The sequence below is a fragment of the Streptomyces monomycini genome (assembly GCF_022271435.1).
In the GTDB taxonomy this organism is placed as follows: Bacteria; Actinomycetota; Actinomycetes; order Streptomycetales; family Streptomycetaceae; genus Streptomyces; species Streptomyces monomycini.
The window spans coordinates 176,150-194,146 of sequence record NZ_JAFIQY010000006.1 but is presented as its reverse complement, the minus strand read 5'-3'; the positions used below and the strand labels follow the sequence as shown (position 1 = coordinate 194,146).

At 70.1% G+C, this 17,997-nt stretch carries 15 protein-coding genes and 2 tRNA genes; 13 read left to right on the top strand and 4 right to left on the bottom strand.

Annotated elements, in window-relative coordinates:
- Positions 1-700: 700 nt before the first annotated feature.
- From gnd to JXZ78_RS10410, 9 genes are all read left to right on the top strand, one after another.
- Positions 701-1,582: a phosphogluconate dehydrogenase (NAD(+)-dependent, decarboxylating) gene (gnd, locus tag JXZ78_RS10450; RefSeq protein ID WP_030017059.1), complete on the top strand. Its 882-nt coding sequence runs from the start codon at positions 701-703 to the stop codon at positions 1,580-1,582.
- A 65-nt stretch (positions 1,583-1,647) separates the two neighbouring features.
- On the top strand, positions 1,648-2,784 hold the full coding sequence (gene recF / locus JXZ78_RS10445; protein ID WP_030017058.1) for a DNA replication/repair protein RecF: 1,137 nt from the start codon (positions 1,648-1,650) through the stop codon (positions 2,782-2,784).
- 19 nt (positions 2,785-2,803) lie between these two features.
- Positions 2,804-3,379: a DciA family protein gene (locus JXZ78_RS10440; RefSeq protein WP_030017057.1), complete on the top strand. Its 576-nt coding sequence runs from the start codon at positions 2,804-2,806 to the stop codon at positions 3,377-3,379.
- Between the two features lie 261 nt (positions 3,380-3,640).
- Positions 3,641-5,695: a DNA topoisomerase (ATP-hydrolyzing) subunit B gene (gene gyrB, locus JXZ78_RS10435; RefSeq protein ID WP_030017056.1), complete on the top strand. Its 2,055-nt coding sequence runs from the start codon at positions 3,641-3,643 to the stop codon at positions 5,693-5,695.
- Positions 5,696-5,766: 71 nt separating this feature from the next.
- Positions 5,767-8,391, top strand: a complete 2,625-nt coding sequence (gene gyrA / locus JXZ78_RS10430; RefSeq protein WP_030017055.1) for a DNA gyrase subunit A — start codon at positions 5,767-5,769, stop codon at positions 8,389-8,391.
- 15 nt (positions 8,392-8,406) lie between these two features.
- Positions 8,407-9,147, top strand: coding sequence for a DUF3566 domain-containing protein (locus JXZ78_RS10425; RefSeq protein WP_030017054.1), 741 nt, complete (start codon positions 8,407-8,409; stop codon positions 9,145-9,147).
- A gap of 115 nt (positions 9,148-9,262) precedes the next feature.
- A tRNA-Ile gene (locus JXZ78_RS10420) sits at positions 9,263-9,339 on the top strand.
- Positions 9,340-9,535: 196 nt separating this feature from the next.
- Complete coding sequence (locus JXZ78_RS10415; RefSeq protein ID WP_003958712.1) at positions 9,536-9,670, top strand: DLW-39 family protein; 135 nt, start codon at positions 9,536-9,538, stop codon at positions 9,668-9,670.
- Between the two features lie 220 nt (positions 9,671-9,890).
- Positions 9,891-11,210 (top strand): hypothetical protein, encoded by a 1,320-nt coding sequence (locus tag JXZ78_RS10410; protein ID WP_238782811.1) that lies wholly within the window; start codon positions 9,891-9,893, stop codon positions 11,208-11,210.
- 94 nt (positions 11,211-11,304) lie between these two features.
- Here the strand turns inward: JXZ78_RS10410 and JXZ78_RS10405 are convergent, their stop codons facing one another.
- Together JXZ78_RS10405 and JXZ78_RS10400 are read right to left on the bottom strand one after the other, a co-directional pair.
- The gene (locus JXZ78_RS10405) at positions 11,305-12,657 is read right to left on the bottom strand and encodes a serine/threonine-protein kinase (protein WP_030017052.1); all 1,353 of its coding nucleotides are present in this window, start codon (positions 12,655-12,657) and stop codon (positions 11,305-11,307) included.
- Between the two features lie 78 nt (positions 12,658-12,735).
- Positions 12,736-13,284: a helix-turn-helix domain-containing protein gene (locus tag JXZ78_RS10400; RefSeq protein ID WP_030017051.1), complete on the bottom strand. Its 549-nt coding sequence runs from the start codon at positions 13,282-13,284 to the stop codon at positions 12,736-12,738.
- A gap of 129 nt (positions 13,285-13,413) precedes the next feature.
- On the opposite strand from JXZ78_RS10400, the gene JXZ78_RS10395 reads away from it, so the two are divergent.
- A tRNA-Ala gene (locus tag JXZ78_RS10395) sits at positions 13,414-13,486 on the top strand.
- 186 nt (positions 13,487-13,672) lie between these two features.
- On the opposite strand, the gene JXZ78_RS10390 is transcribed toward JXZ78_RS10395, so the two are convergent.
- Positions 13,673-14,392, bottom strand: a complete 720-nt coding sequence (locus tag JXZ78_RS10390; RefSeq protein ID WP_030017050.1) for a DUF5324 family protein — start codon at positions 14,390-14,392, stop codon at positions 13,673-13,675.
- 309 nt (positions 14,393-14,701) lie between these two features.
- Between JXZ78_RS10390 and JXZ78_RS10385 the strand changes: the two genes are divergently transcribed.
- Both JXZ78_RS10385 and JXZ78_RS10380 read left to right on the top strand, forming a co-directional pair.
- Positions 14,702-15,229 (top strand): peptidylprolyl isomerase, encoded by a 528-nt coding sequence (locus JXZ78_RS10385; protein WP_030017049.1) that lies wholly within the window; start codon positions 14,702-14,704, stop codon positions 15,227-15,229.
- A 167-nt stretch (positions 15,230-15,396) separates the two neighbouring features.
- A complete protein-coding gene (locus JXZ78_RS10380) occupies positions 15,397-16,305 on the top strand; it encodes a rhomboid family intramembrane serine protease (protein ID WP_030017048.1) in 909 nt (302 codons plus the stop codon).
- Positions 16,306-16,799: 494 nt separating this feature from the next.
- Here JXZ78_RS10380 and crgA read toward each other — a convergent pair whose 3' ends face one another.
- Positions 16,800-17,057, bottom strand: a complete 258-nt coding sequence (crgA, locus tag JXZ78_RS10375) for a cell division protein CrgA (RefSeq protein WP_030017047.1) — start codon at positions 17,055-17,057, stop codon at positions 16,800-16,802.
- Between the two features lie 149 nt (positions 17,058-17,206).
- On the opposite strand from crgA, the gene JXZ78_RS10370 reads away from it, so the two are divergent.
- Positions 17,207-17,977, top strand: a complete 771-nt coding sequence (locus tag JXZ78_RS10370) for a DUF881 domain-containing protein (protein ID WP_030017046.1) — start codon at positions 17,207-17,209, stop codon at positions 17,975-17,977.
- Positions 17,978-17,997: the final 20 nt, after the last annotated feature.

Sequence of the window (17,997 nt, the reverse complement as noted above, 5' to 3'; positions counted from 1 at the left end):
AGTTGTTTTCGGTGCAGCAGGCGGCAATCAGCGGATATCGGCTGCGGACAGCCCTGTAAGAGCGACATCTTTCCCTTACCGGCCCCACTCGGCCGCCTAGTCAATTCCCGTCTTTTCGCGCCGACAGATTTGACTGCCGGAATTCACGAGCGGCTGTCCTCAGCGGCTGAACGAAACCGATACCCGCAGCCGTACGGCTGCCCGCCAGCCCCGGCCCGGGCGCCCCGCCGCACCGGGTGGGCGGGGCCCAAAAGTAATCCACAGCCGGTGGACACAGTTTCGCCTCGTGGGCGCCGCCGCTGGTCACGACGCCGACAACCCCCAGCCTCCGACTGCGACTGTGGAAAACCAGGCCGGGCAGCCGCGCCCCGTGACGACCTCCGGGCGAGCGGAAACCGGCCGCGTACAGAGCGCGAAGAGAAGTGCGTCTCCCGTGGCCCTGCCCTTTCCGCAGGGAGCGCGTCGCCCCACGCAAACCGCAGGCAGCCATTGCCGGCCGCCCCGGAGAACCGCGCAATCCGGGAATTATCGCGGCAGTCACTGCCGCCGGACACAAACAGCGCTAAGAAGCGGGAACGTCACCCCGGCCCCGCCCCCGGTTGTCCACAGGTGTGGGGGCCCGCGCCGCCGCGTCGTGGCTTCGCGCGTAAACTCGACACGTAGGGCGGGGATGTGCCGTAACGCAACGTAAGGGGTACTGATGGAGCTCGGTCTCGTCGGTCTCGGCAAGATGGGCGGCAACATGCGCGAGCGCATCCGCCGCGCTGGCCACACCGTCATCGGATACGACCGCAACCCGGACCTGGCTGATGTGAACAGCCTCAAGGAACTGGTGGACGGGCTCAAGGGTCCGCGCGTGGTGTGGGTCATGGTGCCCGCCGGCGACGCGACCCAGGCGACCATCGACGAGCTGGGCGAGCTGCTGTCCCCCGGCGACGTCGTGGTGGACGGCGGGAACTCCCGCTGGACCGACGACGAGAAGCACTCCGAGGAGCTGCGCGCCAAGGGCATCGGCTTCGTCGACTGCGGCGTCTCGGGCGGCGTCTGGGGCCTGGAGAACGGCTACGCGCTGATGTACGGCGGCTCCACGGAGGACGTCGCCAAGGTGCAGCCGGTCTTCGACGCGCTCAAGCCGGAGGGCGACTTCGGTTCGGTGCACGCCGGCAAGGTCGGCGCGGGCCACTTCGCCAAGATGGTCCACAACGGCATCGAGTACGCCATGATGCAGGCCTACGCCGAGGGCTGGGAGCTGCTGGAGGCGGTCGACTCGGTCACCGACGTGCGCGAGGTCTTCCGGTCCTGGCAGGAGGGCACGGTCATCCGTTCCTGGCTGCTGGACCTGGCGGTCAACGCGCTGGACGACGACGAGCACCTGGACAAGCTGCGGGGCTTCGCCGCCGACTCCGGCGAGGGCCGCTGGACCGTCGAGGCCGCGATCGACAACGCCGTACCGCTGCCCGCGATCACGGCGTCGCTCTTCGCGCGCTTCGCCTCGCGCCAGGACGACTCGCCGCAGATGAAGATGATCGCGGCGCTGCGGAACCAGTTCGGCGGCCACGCCGTCGAGAACGCGAAGAAGTAAGCAGCACGAAGAAGCAAGCAGCCAGGTAGCAGAAGTCCGGTAGCCGGGGGAGGTCGGCGCGCCACATGCACGTATCGCATCTCTCGCTCGCCGACTTCCGCTCGTACGCCCGGGTCGAGGTCCCGCTCGACCCGGGCGTCACGGCTTTCGTGGGCCCCAACGGGCAGGGCAAGACCAACCTCGTCGAGGCGGTCGGCTACCTGGCCACGCTCGGCAGTCACCGGGTCTCCTCCGATGCGCCGCTGGTGCGGATGGGCGCCGAGCGGGCGATCGTGCGGGCCGCGGTCGTCCAGGGCGAGCGGCAGCAGCTGGTCGAGCTGGAGCTGAACCCGGGCAAGGCCAACCGGGCCCGCATCAACAGGTCGTCGCAGGTCAGACCGCGTGACGTACTGGGGATCGTCCGGACGGTGCTGTTCGCGCCGGAGGACCTGGCGCTGGTCAAGGGCGATCCGGGGGAGCGCCGCCGCTTCCTGGACGAGCTGATCACGGCGCGTTCGCCGCGGATGGCGGGGGTGCGCTCGGACTACGACCGGGTGCTCAAGCAGCGCAACACGCTGTTGAAGAGCGCGGCACTGGCCAGACGGCACGGCGGCCGGCAGATGGACCTGTCGACGCTGGACGTGTGGGACCAGCACCTGGCCCGGGTCGGCGCGGAGCTGCTGGCCCAGCGCCTGGACCTGATCGCCACGCTCCAGCCGCTGGCCGACAAGGCGTACGAGCAGCTGGCGCCGGGCGGTGGCCCGCTGTCGATGGAGTACCGCGGCTCGGCGGGCGACAGGATGGCCGTCGCCTCGACGCGGGAGGAGCTGTACGGGCTGCTGACCGAGGCGCTCGGCGCGGCCCGTAAGAACGAGATCGAGCGCGGGGTGACCCTGGTCGGCCCGCACCGCGACGACCTGCTGCTCAAGCTGGGGCAGCTGCCCGCCAAGGGGTACGCGAGCCACGGCGAGTCCTGGTCGTACGCGCTCGCGCTGCGGCTGGCCTCGTACGACCTGCTGCGCGGTGAGGGCAACGAGCCGGTGCTGGTGCTCGACGACGTGTTCGCGGAGCTGGACAGCCGGCGGCGGGAGCGGCTGGCGGAGCTGGTGGCGCCCGGTGAGCAGGTGCTGGTGACCGCGGCGGTGGACGACGACGTGCCGGGTGTGCTGTCGGGGGCCCGGTTCGCGGTGTCCGAGGGCGCCGCGGAGAAGGTCTCCTCGTGAGCGGGCGTCGGAGCCGGTGATGAACGGCGAGCAACCGGACCGGCCCTCCGAGGAGCCCTCGGAGCGGCCGCCCGGCGCCGACCAGCCCAAGCCCCCGGAGCTGTCCGGGATCGATCTGGCCCGGCAGGCGCTGGTCGCCGCCAAGGAGCAGGCGAAGGCGCGTGGTGCCGCCGCGCAGCAGAAGAAGCAGGCGCGCCGCGGCGGTCTGCGCTCCGGCGCGCGCGCCGACGGGCGCGATCCGCTGCCGCTGGGGGCGGCGATCAACCGGCTCATCACGGAGCGCGGCTGGGAGACCCCGGCCGCGGTGGGCGGCGTCATGGGGCGCTGGCCGCAGCTGGTGGGCCCGGAGGTGGCGCAGCACTGCGAGCCGCAGAAGTACGACGAGGAAGCGCGCGTGCTGACGGTGCAGTGCGACTCGACGGTGTGGGCGACGCAGCTGCGGCTGCTGGCGCCGCAGCTCGTCGCGCGGCTGAACCAGGACCTGGGCCAGGGCACCGTGAAGCTGATCAAGGTGCTGGGTCCGGGCGGTCCGGCGCGGCGGTACGGGCCGCTGCGGGCGCCCGGCAGCAAGGGTCCCGGGGACACGTACGGCTGAGGCGGACGCGTGGTACGGGTGAGACTCCGCTCACCGTAGCCGGAGGTTGACAGCCCGAAGCGCTGAACGCCCTCTAGAGCGTCCTGGGGCCCCGTCGCAGATATGGGGAGTCGGCCAACGGCACTTCAGGACGGCACATGACGACTCAGGGGCCCGCAAACCCCCATTAGTTTCGGCGCTACCGGTAGACTGGTAGCAATCCCGCCCACTCGCGGAACATGTCGAACGACGCAGCCGCCCTGCTTCTGATGGAGGCGGCTCGTGCTGTGCCAGAAAGGGCGCTTCGTGGCCGACTCCGGCGACCTCAACGAGAACAACACGGCTTCTACTGAAGAGGGGGTTCCTGCCGGCGCCAGTGGCGACTCTTCGGAAGAGAAGTCGTACGACGCCAGCGCGATCACCGTCCTTGAGGGCCTGGACGCGGTCCGTAAGCGTCCGGGCATGTACATCGGCTCGACCGGTGAGCGTGGTCTGCACCACCTCGTGCAAGAGGTCGTCGACAACTCCGTCGACGAAGCGATGGCCGGGCACGCGGACACCATCGACGTGACGATCCTGGCCGACGGCGGCGTGCGCGTCGTCGACAACGGCCGGGGCATCCCCGTGGGCATCGTTCCGTCGGAGAACAAGCCGGCCGTCGAGGTCGTGCTGACGGTGCTGCACGCCGGCGGCAAGTTCGGCGGTGGCGGGTACGCGGTCTCCGGCGGTCTGCACGGTGTGGGCGTCTCCGTCGTCAACGCGCTGTCGCAGAAGGTCGCGGTCGAGGTCAAGACGGACGGCTACCGCTGGACGCAGGACTACAAGCTGGGTGTGCCGACGGCGCCGCTGGCCCGTAACGAGGCCACCGACGAGACCGGTACGACGGTCACCTTCTGGGCCGACGGCGACATCTTCGAGACGACCGAGTACAGCTTCGAGACGCTGTCCCGCCGTTTCCAGGAGATGGCGTTCCTCAACAAGGGCCTGACGATCTCGCTCACCGACGAGCGCGCGGCCCATGTGGACGAGGAGGGCAAGCCGCTCTCGGTCACGTACCACTACGAGGGCGGCATCGTCGACTTCGTGACGTACCTGAACCAGCGCAAGGGTGAGGTGGTGCACCCCACCGTCATCGACATCGAGGCCGAGGACAAGGAGCGGATGCTCTCGGTCGAGGTGGCGATGCAGTGGAACACCCAGTACACCGAGGGTGTCTACAGCTTCGCCAACACCATCCACACCCATGAGGGCGGTACGCACGAAGAGGGCTTCCGCTCGGCGATGACGGGTCTGATCAACCGTTACGCCAGGGACAAGAAGCTGCTGCGCGAGAAGGACGACAACCTCACGGGTGAGGACATCCGCGAGGGTCTGACGGCGATCATCTCGGTCAAGCTGGGCGAGCCGCAGTTCGAGGGCCAGACCAAGACGAAGCTGGGCAACACCGAGGCCAAGACCTTCGTGCAGAAGGTGGTCCACGAGCACCTGACGGACTGGCTCGACCGCAACCCGAACGAGGCCGCGGACATCATCCGCAAGGGTATCCAGGCCGCGACCGCGCGGGTGGCGGCCCGCAAGGCCCGGGACCTGACCCGCCGCAAGGGCCTGCTGGAGACGGCGTCGCTGCCCGGCAAGCTGTCGGACTGCCAGTCCAACGACCCCACCAAGTGCGAGATCTTCATCGTCGAGGGTGACTCGGCCGGCGGTTCGGCCAAGTCCGGCCGTGACCCGCAGTACCAGGCCATCCTGCCGATCCGCGGCAAGATCCTGAACGTGGAGAAGGCGCGGGTCGACAAGATCCTGCACAACAACGAGGTGCAGGCGCTGATCTCGGCCTTCGGTACCGGGGTCCACGAGGACTTCGACATCGAGAAGCTCCGCTATCACAAGATCATCCTGATGGCGGACGCCGACGTCGACGGTCAGCACATCAACACCCTGCTGCTCACCTTCCTCTTCCGCTTCATGCGGCCGCTGGTGGAGGCCGGGCACGTGTACCTCTCCCGCCCGCCGCTCTACAAGATCAAGTGGGGTCGTGACGACTTCGAGTACGCGTACTCGGACCGGGAGCGCAACGCCCTGATCGAGCTCGGCAAGCAGAACGGCAAGCGGATCAAGGACGACTCCGTCCAGCGCTTCAAGGGTCTGGGCGAGATGAACGCCGAGGAACTGCGGGTGACGACGATGGACGTCGACAGCCGCGTGCTCGGCCAGGTCTCGCTGGACGACGCGGCGCGCGCCGACGACCTGTTCTCGGTGCTGATGGGTGAGGACGTCGAGGCCCGGCGCTCCTTCATCCAGCGCAACGCCAAGGACGTCCGCTTCCTCGACATCTGAGCCCTGTCGGCCCTCCCCCGCCCGACGGCGGGGACCGCAGCAGCCGCAGCTCGAAAGGATTTAGAACAGCAATGGCCGACGAGAACCCCCCTGTGACCCCGGACGGCGTGACCGCCGAGGGCGCGGCCCCCGCCATCGAAGGCGTGGGCATGCGTGTCGAGCCCGTCGGGCTCGAGACGGAGATGCAGCGCTCCTACCTCGACTACGCGATGTCCGTCATCGTCTCGCGTGCGCTGCCGGACGTGCGGGACGGCCTCAAGCCGGTGCACCGCCGCGTCCTGTACGCGATGTACGACGGCGGGTACCGCCCCGAGAAGGGCTTCTACAAGTGCGCCCGCGTCGTCGGCGACGTCATGGGTACGTACCACCCGCACGGTGACTCCTCCATCTACGACGCCCTGGTCCGGCTGGCCCAGCCGTGGTCGATGCGGATGCCGCTGGTGGACTCCAACGGCAACTTCGGCTCGCCGGGCAACGACCCGGCCGCGGCCATGCGGTACACCGAGTGCAAGATGAAGCAGCTCTCCATGGAGATGCTGCGGGACATCGACGAGGAGACCGTCGATTTCCAGGACAACTACGACGGCCGCAACCAGGAGCCGACGGTCCTGCCGGCGCGCTTCCCGAACCTGCTGATCAACGGCAGTGCCGGTATCGCGGTCGGCATGGCGACCAACATCCCGCCGCACAACCTGCGCGAGGTCGCCGCCGGTGCCCAGTGGGCGCTGGAGCACCCGGAGGCGTCCAGCGAGGAGCTGCTGGAAGCGCTCATCGAGCGCATCAAGGGCCCGGACTTCCCGACCGGTGCGCTGGTGGTGGGCCGCAAGGGAATCGAGGAGGCGTACCGTACCGGCCGCGGCTCGATCACCATGCGTGCGGTGGTCGAGGTCGAGGAGATCCAGAACCGCCAGTGCCTGGTGGTCACCGAGCTGCCGTACCAGGTCAACCCGGACAACCTCGCGCAGAAGATCGCCGACCTGGTCAAGGACGGCAAGATCGGCGGCATCGCCGACGTCCGTGACGAGACCTCCTCGCGTACGGGCCAGCGCCTGGTCATCGTCCTGAAGCGGGACGCCGTCGCCAAGGTCGTGCTGAACAACCTCTACAAGCACACCGACCTGCAGACGAACTTCGGCGCGAACATGCTCGCCCTGGTGGACGGTGTGCCGCGCACCCTGTCGCTGGACGCGTTCATCCGCAACTGGGTCAGCCACCAGGTCGAGGTCATCGTCCGGCGCACCAAGTTCCGGCTGCGCAAGGCCGAGGAGCGGGCCCACATCCTGCGCGGTCTGCTCAAGGCGCTGGACGCGATCGACGAGGTCATCGCGCTCATCCGGCGCAGCGAGACGGTCGACGTGGCGCGCGAGGGCCTGATGGGCCTGCTGACCATCGACGAGATCCAGGCCAACGCGATCCTGGAGATGCAGCTGCGCCGGCTGGCCGCCCTGGAGCGCCAGAAGATCACCGCCGAGCACGACGAGCTGCAGGCGAAGATCAACGAGTACAACGCGATCCTCGCCTCCCCGGAGCGTCAGCGCCAGATCATCAGCGAGGAGCTGGCGGCGATCGTCGACAAGTTCGGCGACGACCGGCGCTCGAAGCTGGTGCCCTTCGAGGGCGACATGTCCGTCGAGGACCTGATCGCCGAGGAGGACATCGTCGTCACGATCTCCCGTGGCGGCTATGTGAAGCGGACGAAGACCGACGACTACCGGTCGCAGAAGCGCGGCGGCAAGGGCGTTCGGGGCACGAAGCTGAAGGAAGACGACATCGTCGACCACTTCTTCGTCTCCACCACCCACCACTGGCTGCTGTTCTTCACCAACAAGGGCCGGGTCTACCGGGCCAAGGCGTACGAGCTGCCGGACGCCGGGCGGGACGCGCGCGGCCAGCACGTGGCCAACCTGCTCGCCTTCCAGCCGGACGAGCAGATCGCGCAGATCCTGGCGATCCGTGACTACGAGGCCACGCCCTACCTGGTGCTCGCCACCAAGGGCGGCCTGGTGAAGAAGACGCCGCTCAAGGACTACGACTCGCCGCGCTCCGGCGGTGTCATCGCCATCAACCTCCGGGAGACGGAGGAAGGCGCGGACGACGAACTGATCGGCGCCGAGCTGGTCTCCGCCGAGGACGACCTGCTGCTCATCAGCAAGAAGGCGCAGTCGATCCGGTTCACCGCCACGGACGAGGCGCTGCGTCCGATGGGACGTGCCACCTCGGGTGTCAAGGGCATGAGTTTCCGCGAGGGCGACGAACTGCTCTCGATGAATGTGGTGCGGGCCGGTACGTTCGTCTTCACCGCCACCGACGGCGGTTACGCCAAGCGGACCTCGGTGGACGACTACCGCGTGCAGGGCCGCGGTGGCCTCGGCATCAAGGCCGCGAAGATCGTGGAGGACCGGGGTGAGCTGGTCGGCGCCCTGGTGGTCGAGGAGACGGACGAGATTCTCGCCATCACGCTCAGCGGTGGCGTGATCCGTACGCGGGTCAGCGAGGTCAGGGAGACGGGCCGTGACACCATGGGCGTCCAACTGATCAACCTGGGCAAGCGCGATGCCGTGGTCGGTATCGCACGTAACGCCGAGGCCGGTCGCGAGGCCGAGGAGGTCGACGCGGGTGTGGAGCCCGGGTCGGCCGACGAGGCGGAGGAGACCGAGGCCGCGGTGGCCGAGGGCGGCGAGCCCGCGGCGGAGTAACGCGAGGAGTAGGTCGTGAGTGGAGCCACGGGCGCTGCGGCGGGTGGACCGGGAGACAGGAAGAGCTCCCGTTCGGGACCCGCGACCGTGACGGAGGACGGCGCCCGTGGCTCCGCCGCGTCCGGCGACCCCGCGTCCGAGGGCTCCTACCAGGGGGGAACCGTGACCGACCGGCGTCAGCCGCAACCGCAGCAGCCGCATTCCGCCGCGCAGCCGCAGCCCCCGGCCCAGGGGCAGGGCCCGGGGCCCGGGGCGCAGGGCGGGGGCACCCAGGGCGGCCAGCAGCCGTACCAGCCGCCTCAGGCGTACCGATCGGGTGCGGGACAGGGCGCGGGGGCGCAGCAGGGGGTGCGCCGGCCGCGTACGGGCGCCCGTACGACGCCGCGTACGCGCAAGGCCCGGCTGCGGGTCGCCCGGACCGACCCGTGGTCGGTGATGAAGGTCAGCTTCCTGCTCTCCATCGCGCTGGGCATCTGCACCATCGTGGCGGTCTCGGTGCTGTGGATGGTGATGGACGCGATGGGCGTCTTCACCACCGTCGGCGGCACGATCAGCGAGGCGACGGGCTCGGGCGACGGCGGCGGTTTCGACCTCCAGTCGTTCCTGTCGCTGCCGCGGGTACTGCTCTTCACGTCGGTCATCGCGGTGATCGACGTCGTGCTCGCCACCGCCCTGGCCACGCTCGGAGCCTTCATCTACAACATCTCGGCCGGGTTCGTGGGCGGCGTGGAGCTGACCCTCGCCGAGGACGAGTGACGGACGCGGGCGTCCTCGGGAGGGGCCGTTCGGCGGCCCCTCCCGGGGGCCCGGGGGCTCCCGGCGCACGATTTTGGGAATGCCTCTGAAGTGCGCTAATCTTTCGGTGCAGCGCGGGGCTATAGCTCAGACGGTTAGAGCGCTTCCCTGATAAGGAAGAGGCCACAGGTTCAAGTCCTGTTAGCCCCACCAGCGCGAGAGAGGCCCCACCGGAGACGGTGGGGCCTCTCTCGCGTCCGGGGTGCTCACGCCGGATGAGCGGGGGCGGGCGGTGACGGGCGGTGCACCATTGCGCATGGGTCGGGCCCTAGGTCACCGATCGGTATCGGCCGGTGTGTATCATCGGCCCCCAGAGGTCCCCTACGTCAACGAAAGACGAGGTCGCGCGGTGAAGAAGCTTCTCCTGGTCGCACTGGCCGCCATCGGCGGGCTCCTCGTGTACCGCCAGATCCAGGCGGATCGCGCCGAGCAGGATCTGTGGACGGAGGCGACCGACTCCGTGCCCGCAGGTTCGGGTGTGTGAGACGCAGAGCAGTTCGTAGTCAACGTACGTACCCCGGCCACCGTGTGACGGTGACCGGGGTCTCGTGCGTCCGGGGGCGGGACGGCGCGCGACGCGGCCATCCCGACGGGTTTGCCAAAGCACATAAGTAGCTTGCAAAAGCAAATGTGGTGAGGGGTGGCTCGTGGCAAGGGGGCGTACGCGAAGGAGTGGGCGCGCCGGGAGGCTGGTGCCCGTCCTGGTGCCCGTACTCGTATCCGTACCGGCGCTGGCGGGGGCCGCGGCGGCAGGGCCCGCGGACGGTTTACGGAACGGCCCGCCCGCCTACAGGACGGCGGCCGGCGCCCAGCCCGTACAGGGCACCCAGAGACCGTCCGGCGCGCCGCGTATCGACCCCGGAACCTACACCGACACCCTCGCCCGCGGCGACGAGAAGCACTACGCGGTGCGGCTGGACGAGAAGTCCAGCGCCTACTTCTCCGCGGTGGCGGCGCCCCGGCCCGGCAGTGAGGTCGCGGACCACACCGACAGCCTGAAGGTCAGCCTCCGTGACGCCGACGGCAACGCCTGCTCCCCCGGCGGGAGTACGGCCTTCCACGGCCGCGGCATGGCGTACCCGATAGCCGACTATGTCACCCGGCGCGCCGACGGGCCGCGGACCAACTGCCAGAAGGCGGGCGCCTACTACTTCGTGGTCAAGCGGGTCGGCAAGGTCTCGGCACCGGGGGCGGACCGCTGGCCCGTAGAGCTCCGCTTCCAGCGCGAGCCCGGGATCACGGGCTCACCACCCGCCCAGCCCGCCCCGGGCACCTGGTCCACGGCAACGCCCGTACCGCTGACCGGCGGCACGAAGAAGAACGCCGAGGGCGGCACCGGCTTCAACGACGCCGGACCGATCGGCAAAGGGGTGTGGCAGGACCGCATCAGGCCGGGGGAGACCCGGTTCTACCGGGTGCCGGTGGACTGGGGGCAGCAGCTGAGCGTGAGCGTCGAGCTGCCGGGCGGGACGCTGGCGGACGGCGGCGCCGCGCTCCGCGGGCGGGGCGCGGTGGCCGGCTCACGGCTCGTGGCGAGTGCGCTGGGGCTGGGGGTCTACAACCCGGCGCGCGGCCCGGTCAGCGACACCCGCTTCATCGCGTACGACGGCAAGCCGGCCGCCGCCAAGCTCGCCACGGCACCGGTGGACTACGGCAACCGCTACAACGCCACCGCACCGGTCAGCGCGATGCGCTTCGCGGGCTCGTACTACCTCGCCGTGTCGCTGCACCCGGACGCCGCGAAGTACTTCGAGAACGGCACCCCGATCACACTGCGCGTCGACCCGGCGGGACGCCCACAGCGCGGGCCCGACTACCGGGAGAAAACCACCGACTTCTCTGTGTCGCCGAAGCAACGCGCCGCTGCTGAAGAAGGCATGACGACGCGACAGGTGGCGTCGGGCAGCAGGTTGCGCGTGTTGGGGTATGGCGGCATCAGTACGGGGGCGGTGCTGCTGCTGGCGCTGGGGGTGTGGACGGTGGCAGCGCGCTGGAGGGGTGCTGGGGGGCGCGGGCAGCAGTGATCTGCGCCGTACTCCCGGGAACTTGCCAGGCGGCGGTATACCGCGCGTCAGCTGGCATCTGGAGGCCAGACAGCGGGGCGGCGACATGCACCCGTCAGCTGACAGCCAGAGCCCAGACACCGAACGCGATGCAGAGCAGCGCCACGACGATCACCGGGACGGCAACCTTAGGCGGCGGCCCGGGGGGCCGCCGCGGCACGGCCCGATGCCGGCGGGCCGCTGCCCGGCTGGAGGGCGGGAGGGGATGGGCGCGGTCGGGGGTGTAGGGGCGGGTGGCCGGGGGGAAAGGCGGTGGGGTGGTAGGGAGTTGTGGGGCGGGCATGCCGGTGGAGGGCGGCCCCAAGGGGGCGCTGCCGGTGTCGGGCGTGCGCCCCGGGGACGGGGTGGGCGGAGTGGTGGGCGCGGGCGGCGGCGTCGATGGTGCGGCACCCGGCTGCTCCGGTTGCCCTGACCGCTCCCGAATCTGCCTCTGTTCCTGCCTCTGTGCGTGCCCCTGTTCCCGTGCCTGCCCCGGCCCCTCCTCCGGCTCCGTCAGCCCCTCTTCCGCCCGCTGCGGCGACCTCTCCCGTAGCGGACCGTCCGGCCCGAACCCGGCAGGCAGCGGCCCGATGTGATCGAAGACCTCGACGACCTCGTCCTCGATCGTCGCCTCCGGCAGCAGCTCGGCCGCCGCGAGCAGTGCCTTGCGGGCGCCTACGGCCGTCTTGAAGCGCAGGTCGGGGTCCGGCTGCAGCAGAGTCGCCAGTACCTGCCACAGCGGCTCCGCGATGTCCTCGGGCGCCTCCGGCGTTCCGTGCTCGGTGAAGCGCTCGACCAGGCTCTGGGCGTCCGGCTTGGCGCCGGTGAGCAGGTTCACCGCGACCAGGCCGACCGCGAAGAGGTCGCCGGGAAAGTCGGGCTCGGCGCCCAGCATCTGCTCCGGCGCGAAGTAACCGGGCGTACCCACTACGTAATTGGCGTCCGTCAGCCGCGGCTCGCCCTTGCGCATCGCGATGCCGAAGTCGGACAGCCGCACGTGCGGCCGGCCGGTCCCCGTCGACTCCAGCAGGACGTTCGCGGGCTTGATGTCGCGATGCACGATGCCTTCCGCGTGGACCGCGGTCAGCCCTGACAGCAGCTGGTCGAGCAGTACGCACACGAGGCGTGGCGGCAGCGGCCCGTAGTCCCCCACGAGGTGCGCCAGTGAGCCGCCGTGCACCAGGTCCATGGTGAACAGGACCTTGTCGTCGTCCGCGGCCCAGCTCGCGGGGGCCAGCACGTGCGGGTGGTCGATCCGTACGGCCTGCTCCCGTACGAAGCGCAGCAGCGTGTGCGCGTCGCTCTGCTGCAGCACCTTGGCCGCCACGTAACGGCGGCGCCGCTGGTCCCAGGCGCGCCACACGGCTCCCACACCGCCCCGCCCGATCGGGTCGATCAGCTCGTACCGACCGGCGAAGACCTCACCCATTGTGCCCCGTCCGCCTACCGAACCACCGAACTGCCCGACTTCCGGGGGCCGTCGCGCGCCACCCCGGCTGCTCGCCGTCTAACTCTGGTGGGCCTCGTAGTGGGAGACCGCGTCCGCGGTGCGCCCCGCTCCGTAGACCCTGAGGAACTCTGCCAGTTCGGGGTGGGTGGGGGCGAGGGTGTTGGCGGCGTCGATGATGTCACCGGCGGCCGAAACCGAGCGCAACAGCGACTGGATCTCGCGCACCACGCGCCGTACGGTCGTCGCCCCCGTGGACGACGCGGTCTGCGTGGTGTTGTTCAGCACCGACCCGCCCGCGGTCTTCTTGATCTCGTCCATCCGGTCGGTGGCCTCGGCGGCACTCACACTGCCGTCCGCCACCTGCCCCGCCAGTTCCTGGAGGGCCTGGACCCGCTGGACGACGGCCGGGTTCCCGATCTTGGCCCGCTGACCGCTCATGAGCTGGGACAGCATGGGCGCGGAGAGTCCCAGTACGGACGCCAGGCGGGCCTGGTTGAGACCGAGATCGTCGATGAGACGGCGGAACAACGCTCCCAGGGGCTCGCCGTACCAGCTGCGCTGCAGCTCCCGAGCGCGCGCGGTGGCTTCTTGCTGTGCTGCGTCCATGGCGTCTCCCCTGTCTCCCCGATCGCGCTTCGCTGCCGCGAATCTCGCGAAGCATCCTACGGAGAGCACCTGCGCGCGGCGATACCCGGTCGGGAAACCTCCCGGGCACCGGGTACCCTGGTTCGCGACGGGGCCTTAGCTCAGTTGGTAGAGCGCTGTCTTTGCATGGCAGATGTCAGGGGTTCGACTCCCCTAGGCTCCACATGGTCAGACCCCTCCCGCTTGCTTCAGTGCAGGTGGGAGGGGTTTTTTGCGGTCCGGGCCGGGGATTTGTCGCCGGTGTGCCGAACGCGCAGCGGCCCGTGCCGCGCACTCCTGAGGGGTGCTGCGGCGCGGGCCGGGCGGGTCCGGAGACTTCGGGGGCGGGGAGCCGCCGGAGGGCACGGGGTCAGGGGGTGGGGCCGCCGCGTTCCTCCGCTTCGGCTTCGGCCTGCTTGGCCTGGACCTCCGGGTCCAGGGCGGCCGCCTCCGCGGTGCCGTCCACGGCGGTCAGGTTGGCGCGTTCGCTGACCTCGGTGGGGGCGGGGGGCTCGACCAGCCAGTCCGGGTTGGCCTGCTTGTCCCACCACTTCCAGGCGGCGTAGGCGCCGCCGGCGAGGAGGCCGACGACCGCGATCCGCTTGGCGGCCTTGCCGGCGCGGCGGCGGCGGTTGTGCTTCTTGACGAGCTTCTCGATCTCCTTGGCCGACACCTGGCCACGGAGGGCCGCGATGGCGGCCGTGCCGCGTGCCACGGCCTGCTCGCGGACCGGTTCCGCGGCGGCGCGTGCGCTGTGCACGGCGTGCTCGACGCGCGGGGCGGTGTACTCGGCGGCCTGGCGGGCAGCCTTGCGGGTGCGCTTGGCGGCGCGGCTCGCGGCGGCGTCCACCTTCGGCGGCAGGGCGCCGCGGGCGTGCTCGATACGCGGCTGCAGGTGGGCGTCGTACTGGCTGCGGGCCTGGTGAGCGGCCTCGGCCACCTTGGGTGCCAGTCGCGTGCGGGCCTCGTGCGCGTAGTGCGTGGCGGTGTCCTTGGCCGTACCGGCATACGGAGCCACCACCTCCGCCGCGTGTCGCACGCTGTCCTTGGCCGAACTGGTCGCCGCGCGCACGCTGTCCTTGCGGGTCACGGGATCCTCCTCCTCGGTGGCGTGTCCGGGGGGCTCGGGGGGTTGTCCCCCGATGTCTGCTGTGTCGCCTGTCCACCCGGTTCAAGATCATGCCTGCCCGCGCGACATACGGCATGCGCGGGCGGGCATCCGGGTCATTGGGGGCCATACGGAGCCTTGCGATGACAATGCCACGGTTTTCCGGGCCGTGCGCCGGTTCGGCCGGTACTGATGGCGGAAAGGACAACCGAACGCGGTGGTGTCCCGGTGCGGGGCACACGGCCGTGCGAGGATCGGGAACCGTCAGTGCAGACTTATGGAAGGTAGATCGTGGCTGAAGAGCTCTACGCCACCCTGAAGACCAATCAGGGCGACATCGAGATTCGGCTCCTGCCGAACCACGCCCCGACGACGGTGAAGAACTTCGTCGAACTCGCCAAGGGCGAGCGCGAGTGGACCCACCCGGAGACCGGCAGGAAGTCCACGGAGAAGCTGTACGACGGCACCGTCTTCCACCGGGTGATCAGCGGTTTCATGATCCAGGGCGGCGACCCGCTGGGCAACGGCACCGGCGGCCCGGGGTACGAGTTCAAGGACGAGTTCCACCCGGACCTGGCCTTCAACAAGCCGTACCTGCTCGCCATGGCCAACGCCGGCCCGGGCACCAACGGCTCGCAGTTCTTCATCACGGTCTCCGCGACCGCCTGGCTGACCGGCAAGCACACCATCTTCGGCGAGGTCACCAGCGACGCGGGCAAGAAGGTCGTGGACGCCATCGCGGCGACCCAGACCAACCCGCGCACCGACCGCCCGGTCAACGACGTCGTGATCGAGTCGGTCGTCGTCGAGACCCGCTGACGCGCGGTACCGCGTCACCGCGGACGTCCGGCCCGGGAGACCCGCAGCGGCCCCGGGCCGCGGACCCGCGGGAACCATTGCGCCCTGCCCGGTCGTAGATCGGGTGGGGCGCGCACTTCGTCGTGCGGTGACGTCCGCACGGATTCGGACGAGGGACCGAGGGGACCATGGACCAGGCGCCGGGCAGCCCACAGGAGCCGCAGGACGCGCGGGCGGGCGACGCCGCGCCCGGCTGCTACCGCCATCCGGACCGTGCGACGGGCATCAGCTGTACGCGCTGCGAGCGGCCGGTCTGCCCCGAGTGCATGGTCAGCGCGTCGGTCGGGTTCCAGTGCCCGGACTGCGTACGCGGCGGCAGCGGTACGGGCCGTACGGCGCAGGCCACCGCCCCCCGGACGCTCGCGGGCGGCTCGCTCGCCGCGGACACCCGCCTGGTCACCAAGATCCTGCTCGGCATCAACGTCGCGGTGTTCATCGCGGTGCTGGCGGTGGGCGACAGCCTGGTCCAGAACCTGGAGATGATCGGCGGGGCCTTCGTCCCCGAGGACCTGACGTTCATCGGCGTCGCCGAGGGCGAGTTCCACCGCCTGCTGACGGCGGCCTTCCTGCACCAGGAGCCGATGCACATCATCTTCAACATGCTGTCGCTGTGGTGGCTGGGCCCGCCGCTGGAGGCGGCCCTCGGACGGGTCCGCTTCATCGGGCTCTACCTGCTCTCCGCGCTCGGCGGCAGCGCCCTGTCGTACCTGCTCGCCGCGCAGAACCAGCCCTCGCTGGGGGCGTCCGGCGCGGTCTTCGGGCTGCTCGGCGCGACGGCCATACTGATGCGCCGCCTGAACTACGACATGCGGCCCGTGCTGATCCTGCTGGCGCTCAACCTGGTCTTCACGTTCGCGTGGCCCAACATCGCCTGGCAGGCGCATGTCGGCGGGCTGGTCGTGGGCGCGGCCGTGACGTACGGGATGGTGCACGCGCCGCGGGGGCGGCGGGCGCTGGTGCAGGGTCTGACGTTCGCGGTGGCGTTCCTGGTGATCGTCGCGGTGGTGTGGGTGCGGACCGTCCAGCTGGTGGGGTGAGGGGCGGCGGGCGCGGAGCGTGCCGGGATCGGTCCGGGCGGGGTGCGTTGCGTGATCTTTCCGTGCCGGACCGTGAGGGCGCCGGGAGGCGCTCCGGTATGGATTGATCACGCTCCGGGTACCGGACGTCCACGCTTCGGGTGCGGGTTGTCCACAGCGCGTGTCGGATCTTGTGCACCGGGTTGGGAACGCCTGTTCCACCCTGTACAGAGGCGCGTTTTCCCAGCCAGGACGGGGCGGGACGGTGGTCCGGGTGACGGACCGCTGGTCACACCGGCGTCAACGGCCGGGAAGTTATCCACAGATCTTCTGAAGTTTTCCCCGGCTGTGGATAACTGTGTGGATGGCCTTGGGCATGGCTTGCGCGGCGACGCTCGCGCAGGGGCGGCGCGGTGGCCGTCCGGCCGGGTGCGGCCGTACCGCGGAGCGGGTCCGCCTGCCGGGTGTCACCGTCCCCGATGACCGGTGTCACCGGGGACAGCTGCTGGTCCGGGCTACTTCCACTGGGTGGACACGCCGAAGCCCACCGCGATGAAGCCGAACCCGCACACGATGTTCCAGTTGCCCATCGCCTTGACGGGCATGTCGCCCCCGGTCACATAGAAGAGCACGATCCACACCAGACCGATCAGAAACAGCGCCAGCATCACCGGGGCGACCCAGCCCCGGCCGGAACTCATGCGCAGACTGGTCGTCTGCTTCGCCGGCGGCGGCGTGAAGTCGTCCTTCTTGCGGATCCGTGACTTCGGCACGAGGAACTCTCCTGTCGATGATCTGCGTGACCGCACTGAGGGCGGATGATGCTGACGCGGGCCGGGCGGGGACGCGACGGGGAGCGGATTCCCTCCCCGGGCGTCCGTTAGCGTAGTGCTTCCGCGGCGTCGTAAGGAGCAAGGGTACGTTGAGCACTTCCGCTGACTCCCCCGGCCGCCCGCCGCGCCGCCGCCTGCGGCCGGTGCGTCTGTTGACCCTGGGCGTCTTCGCGCTCGCCGGACTGATCTTCTGGCTGAGTTTCGACACCGCGCGCGGCACGGACCTGCGCTCCGACGACTCGATGCTGCGCCTGTCCGACCTCATCCAGGAACGCAGCCACAAGAACGGCGCCCACGACGAGCGCAACGCCGCACTGCGCGACGAGGTCGACACCCTCGCGCACCAGGACAGCGGCAACTCGGCGGCCGAGAACGCCAGGCTCGCGGCGCTGGAGAAGAACGCCGGCACCAAGCCGGTCGACGGCCAGGGCATGACCGTCACCCTCACCGACGCCCCGCCGAACGCCACCGCGAAGATCCCCGGCGTGCCGGAGCCGCAGCCCAACGATCTGGTCATCCACCAGCAGGACCTGCAGGCCGTGGTCAACGCCCTGTGGCAGGGCGGTGCCAAGGGGATCCGGGTCATGGACCAGCGGCTGATCTCCACCAGCGCGGTGCGCTGCGTGGGCAACACCCTGATCCTCCAGGGCCGCGTCTACTCGCCCCCGTACAAGGTCACCGCCGTCGGCGACCGGGAGAAGCTGAGCAGGGCGCTGACCGCTTCGCCGGCCATCCAGAACTACATGCAGTACGTCAACGCCTACGGGCTCGGCTGGAAAGTCGACCAGCACGAGACGGTGACTCTGCCCGGCTACTCCGGCACAGTGGATCTCCACTACGCACAGCCTGTGAAGCCGTGATCCGCCGGCCGCCCGCACCG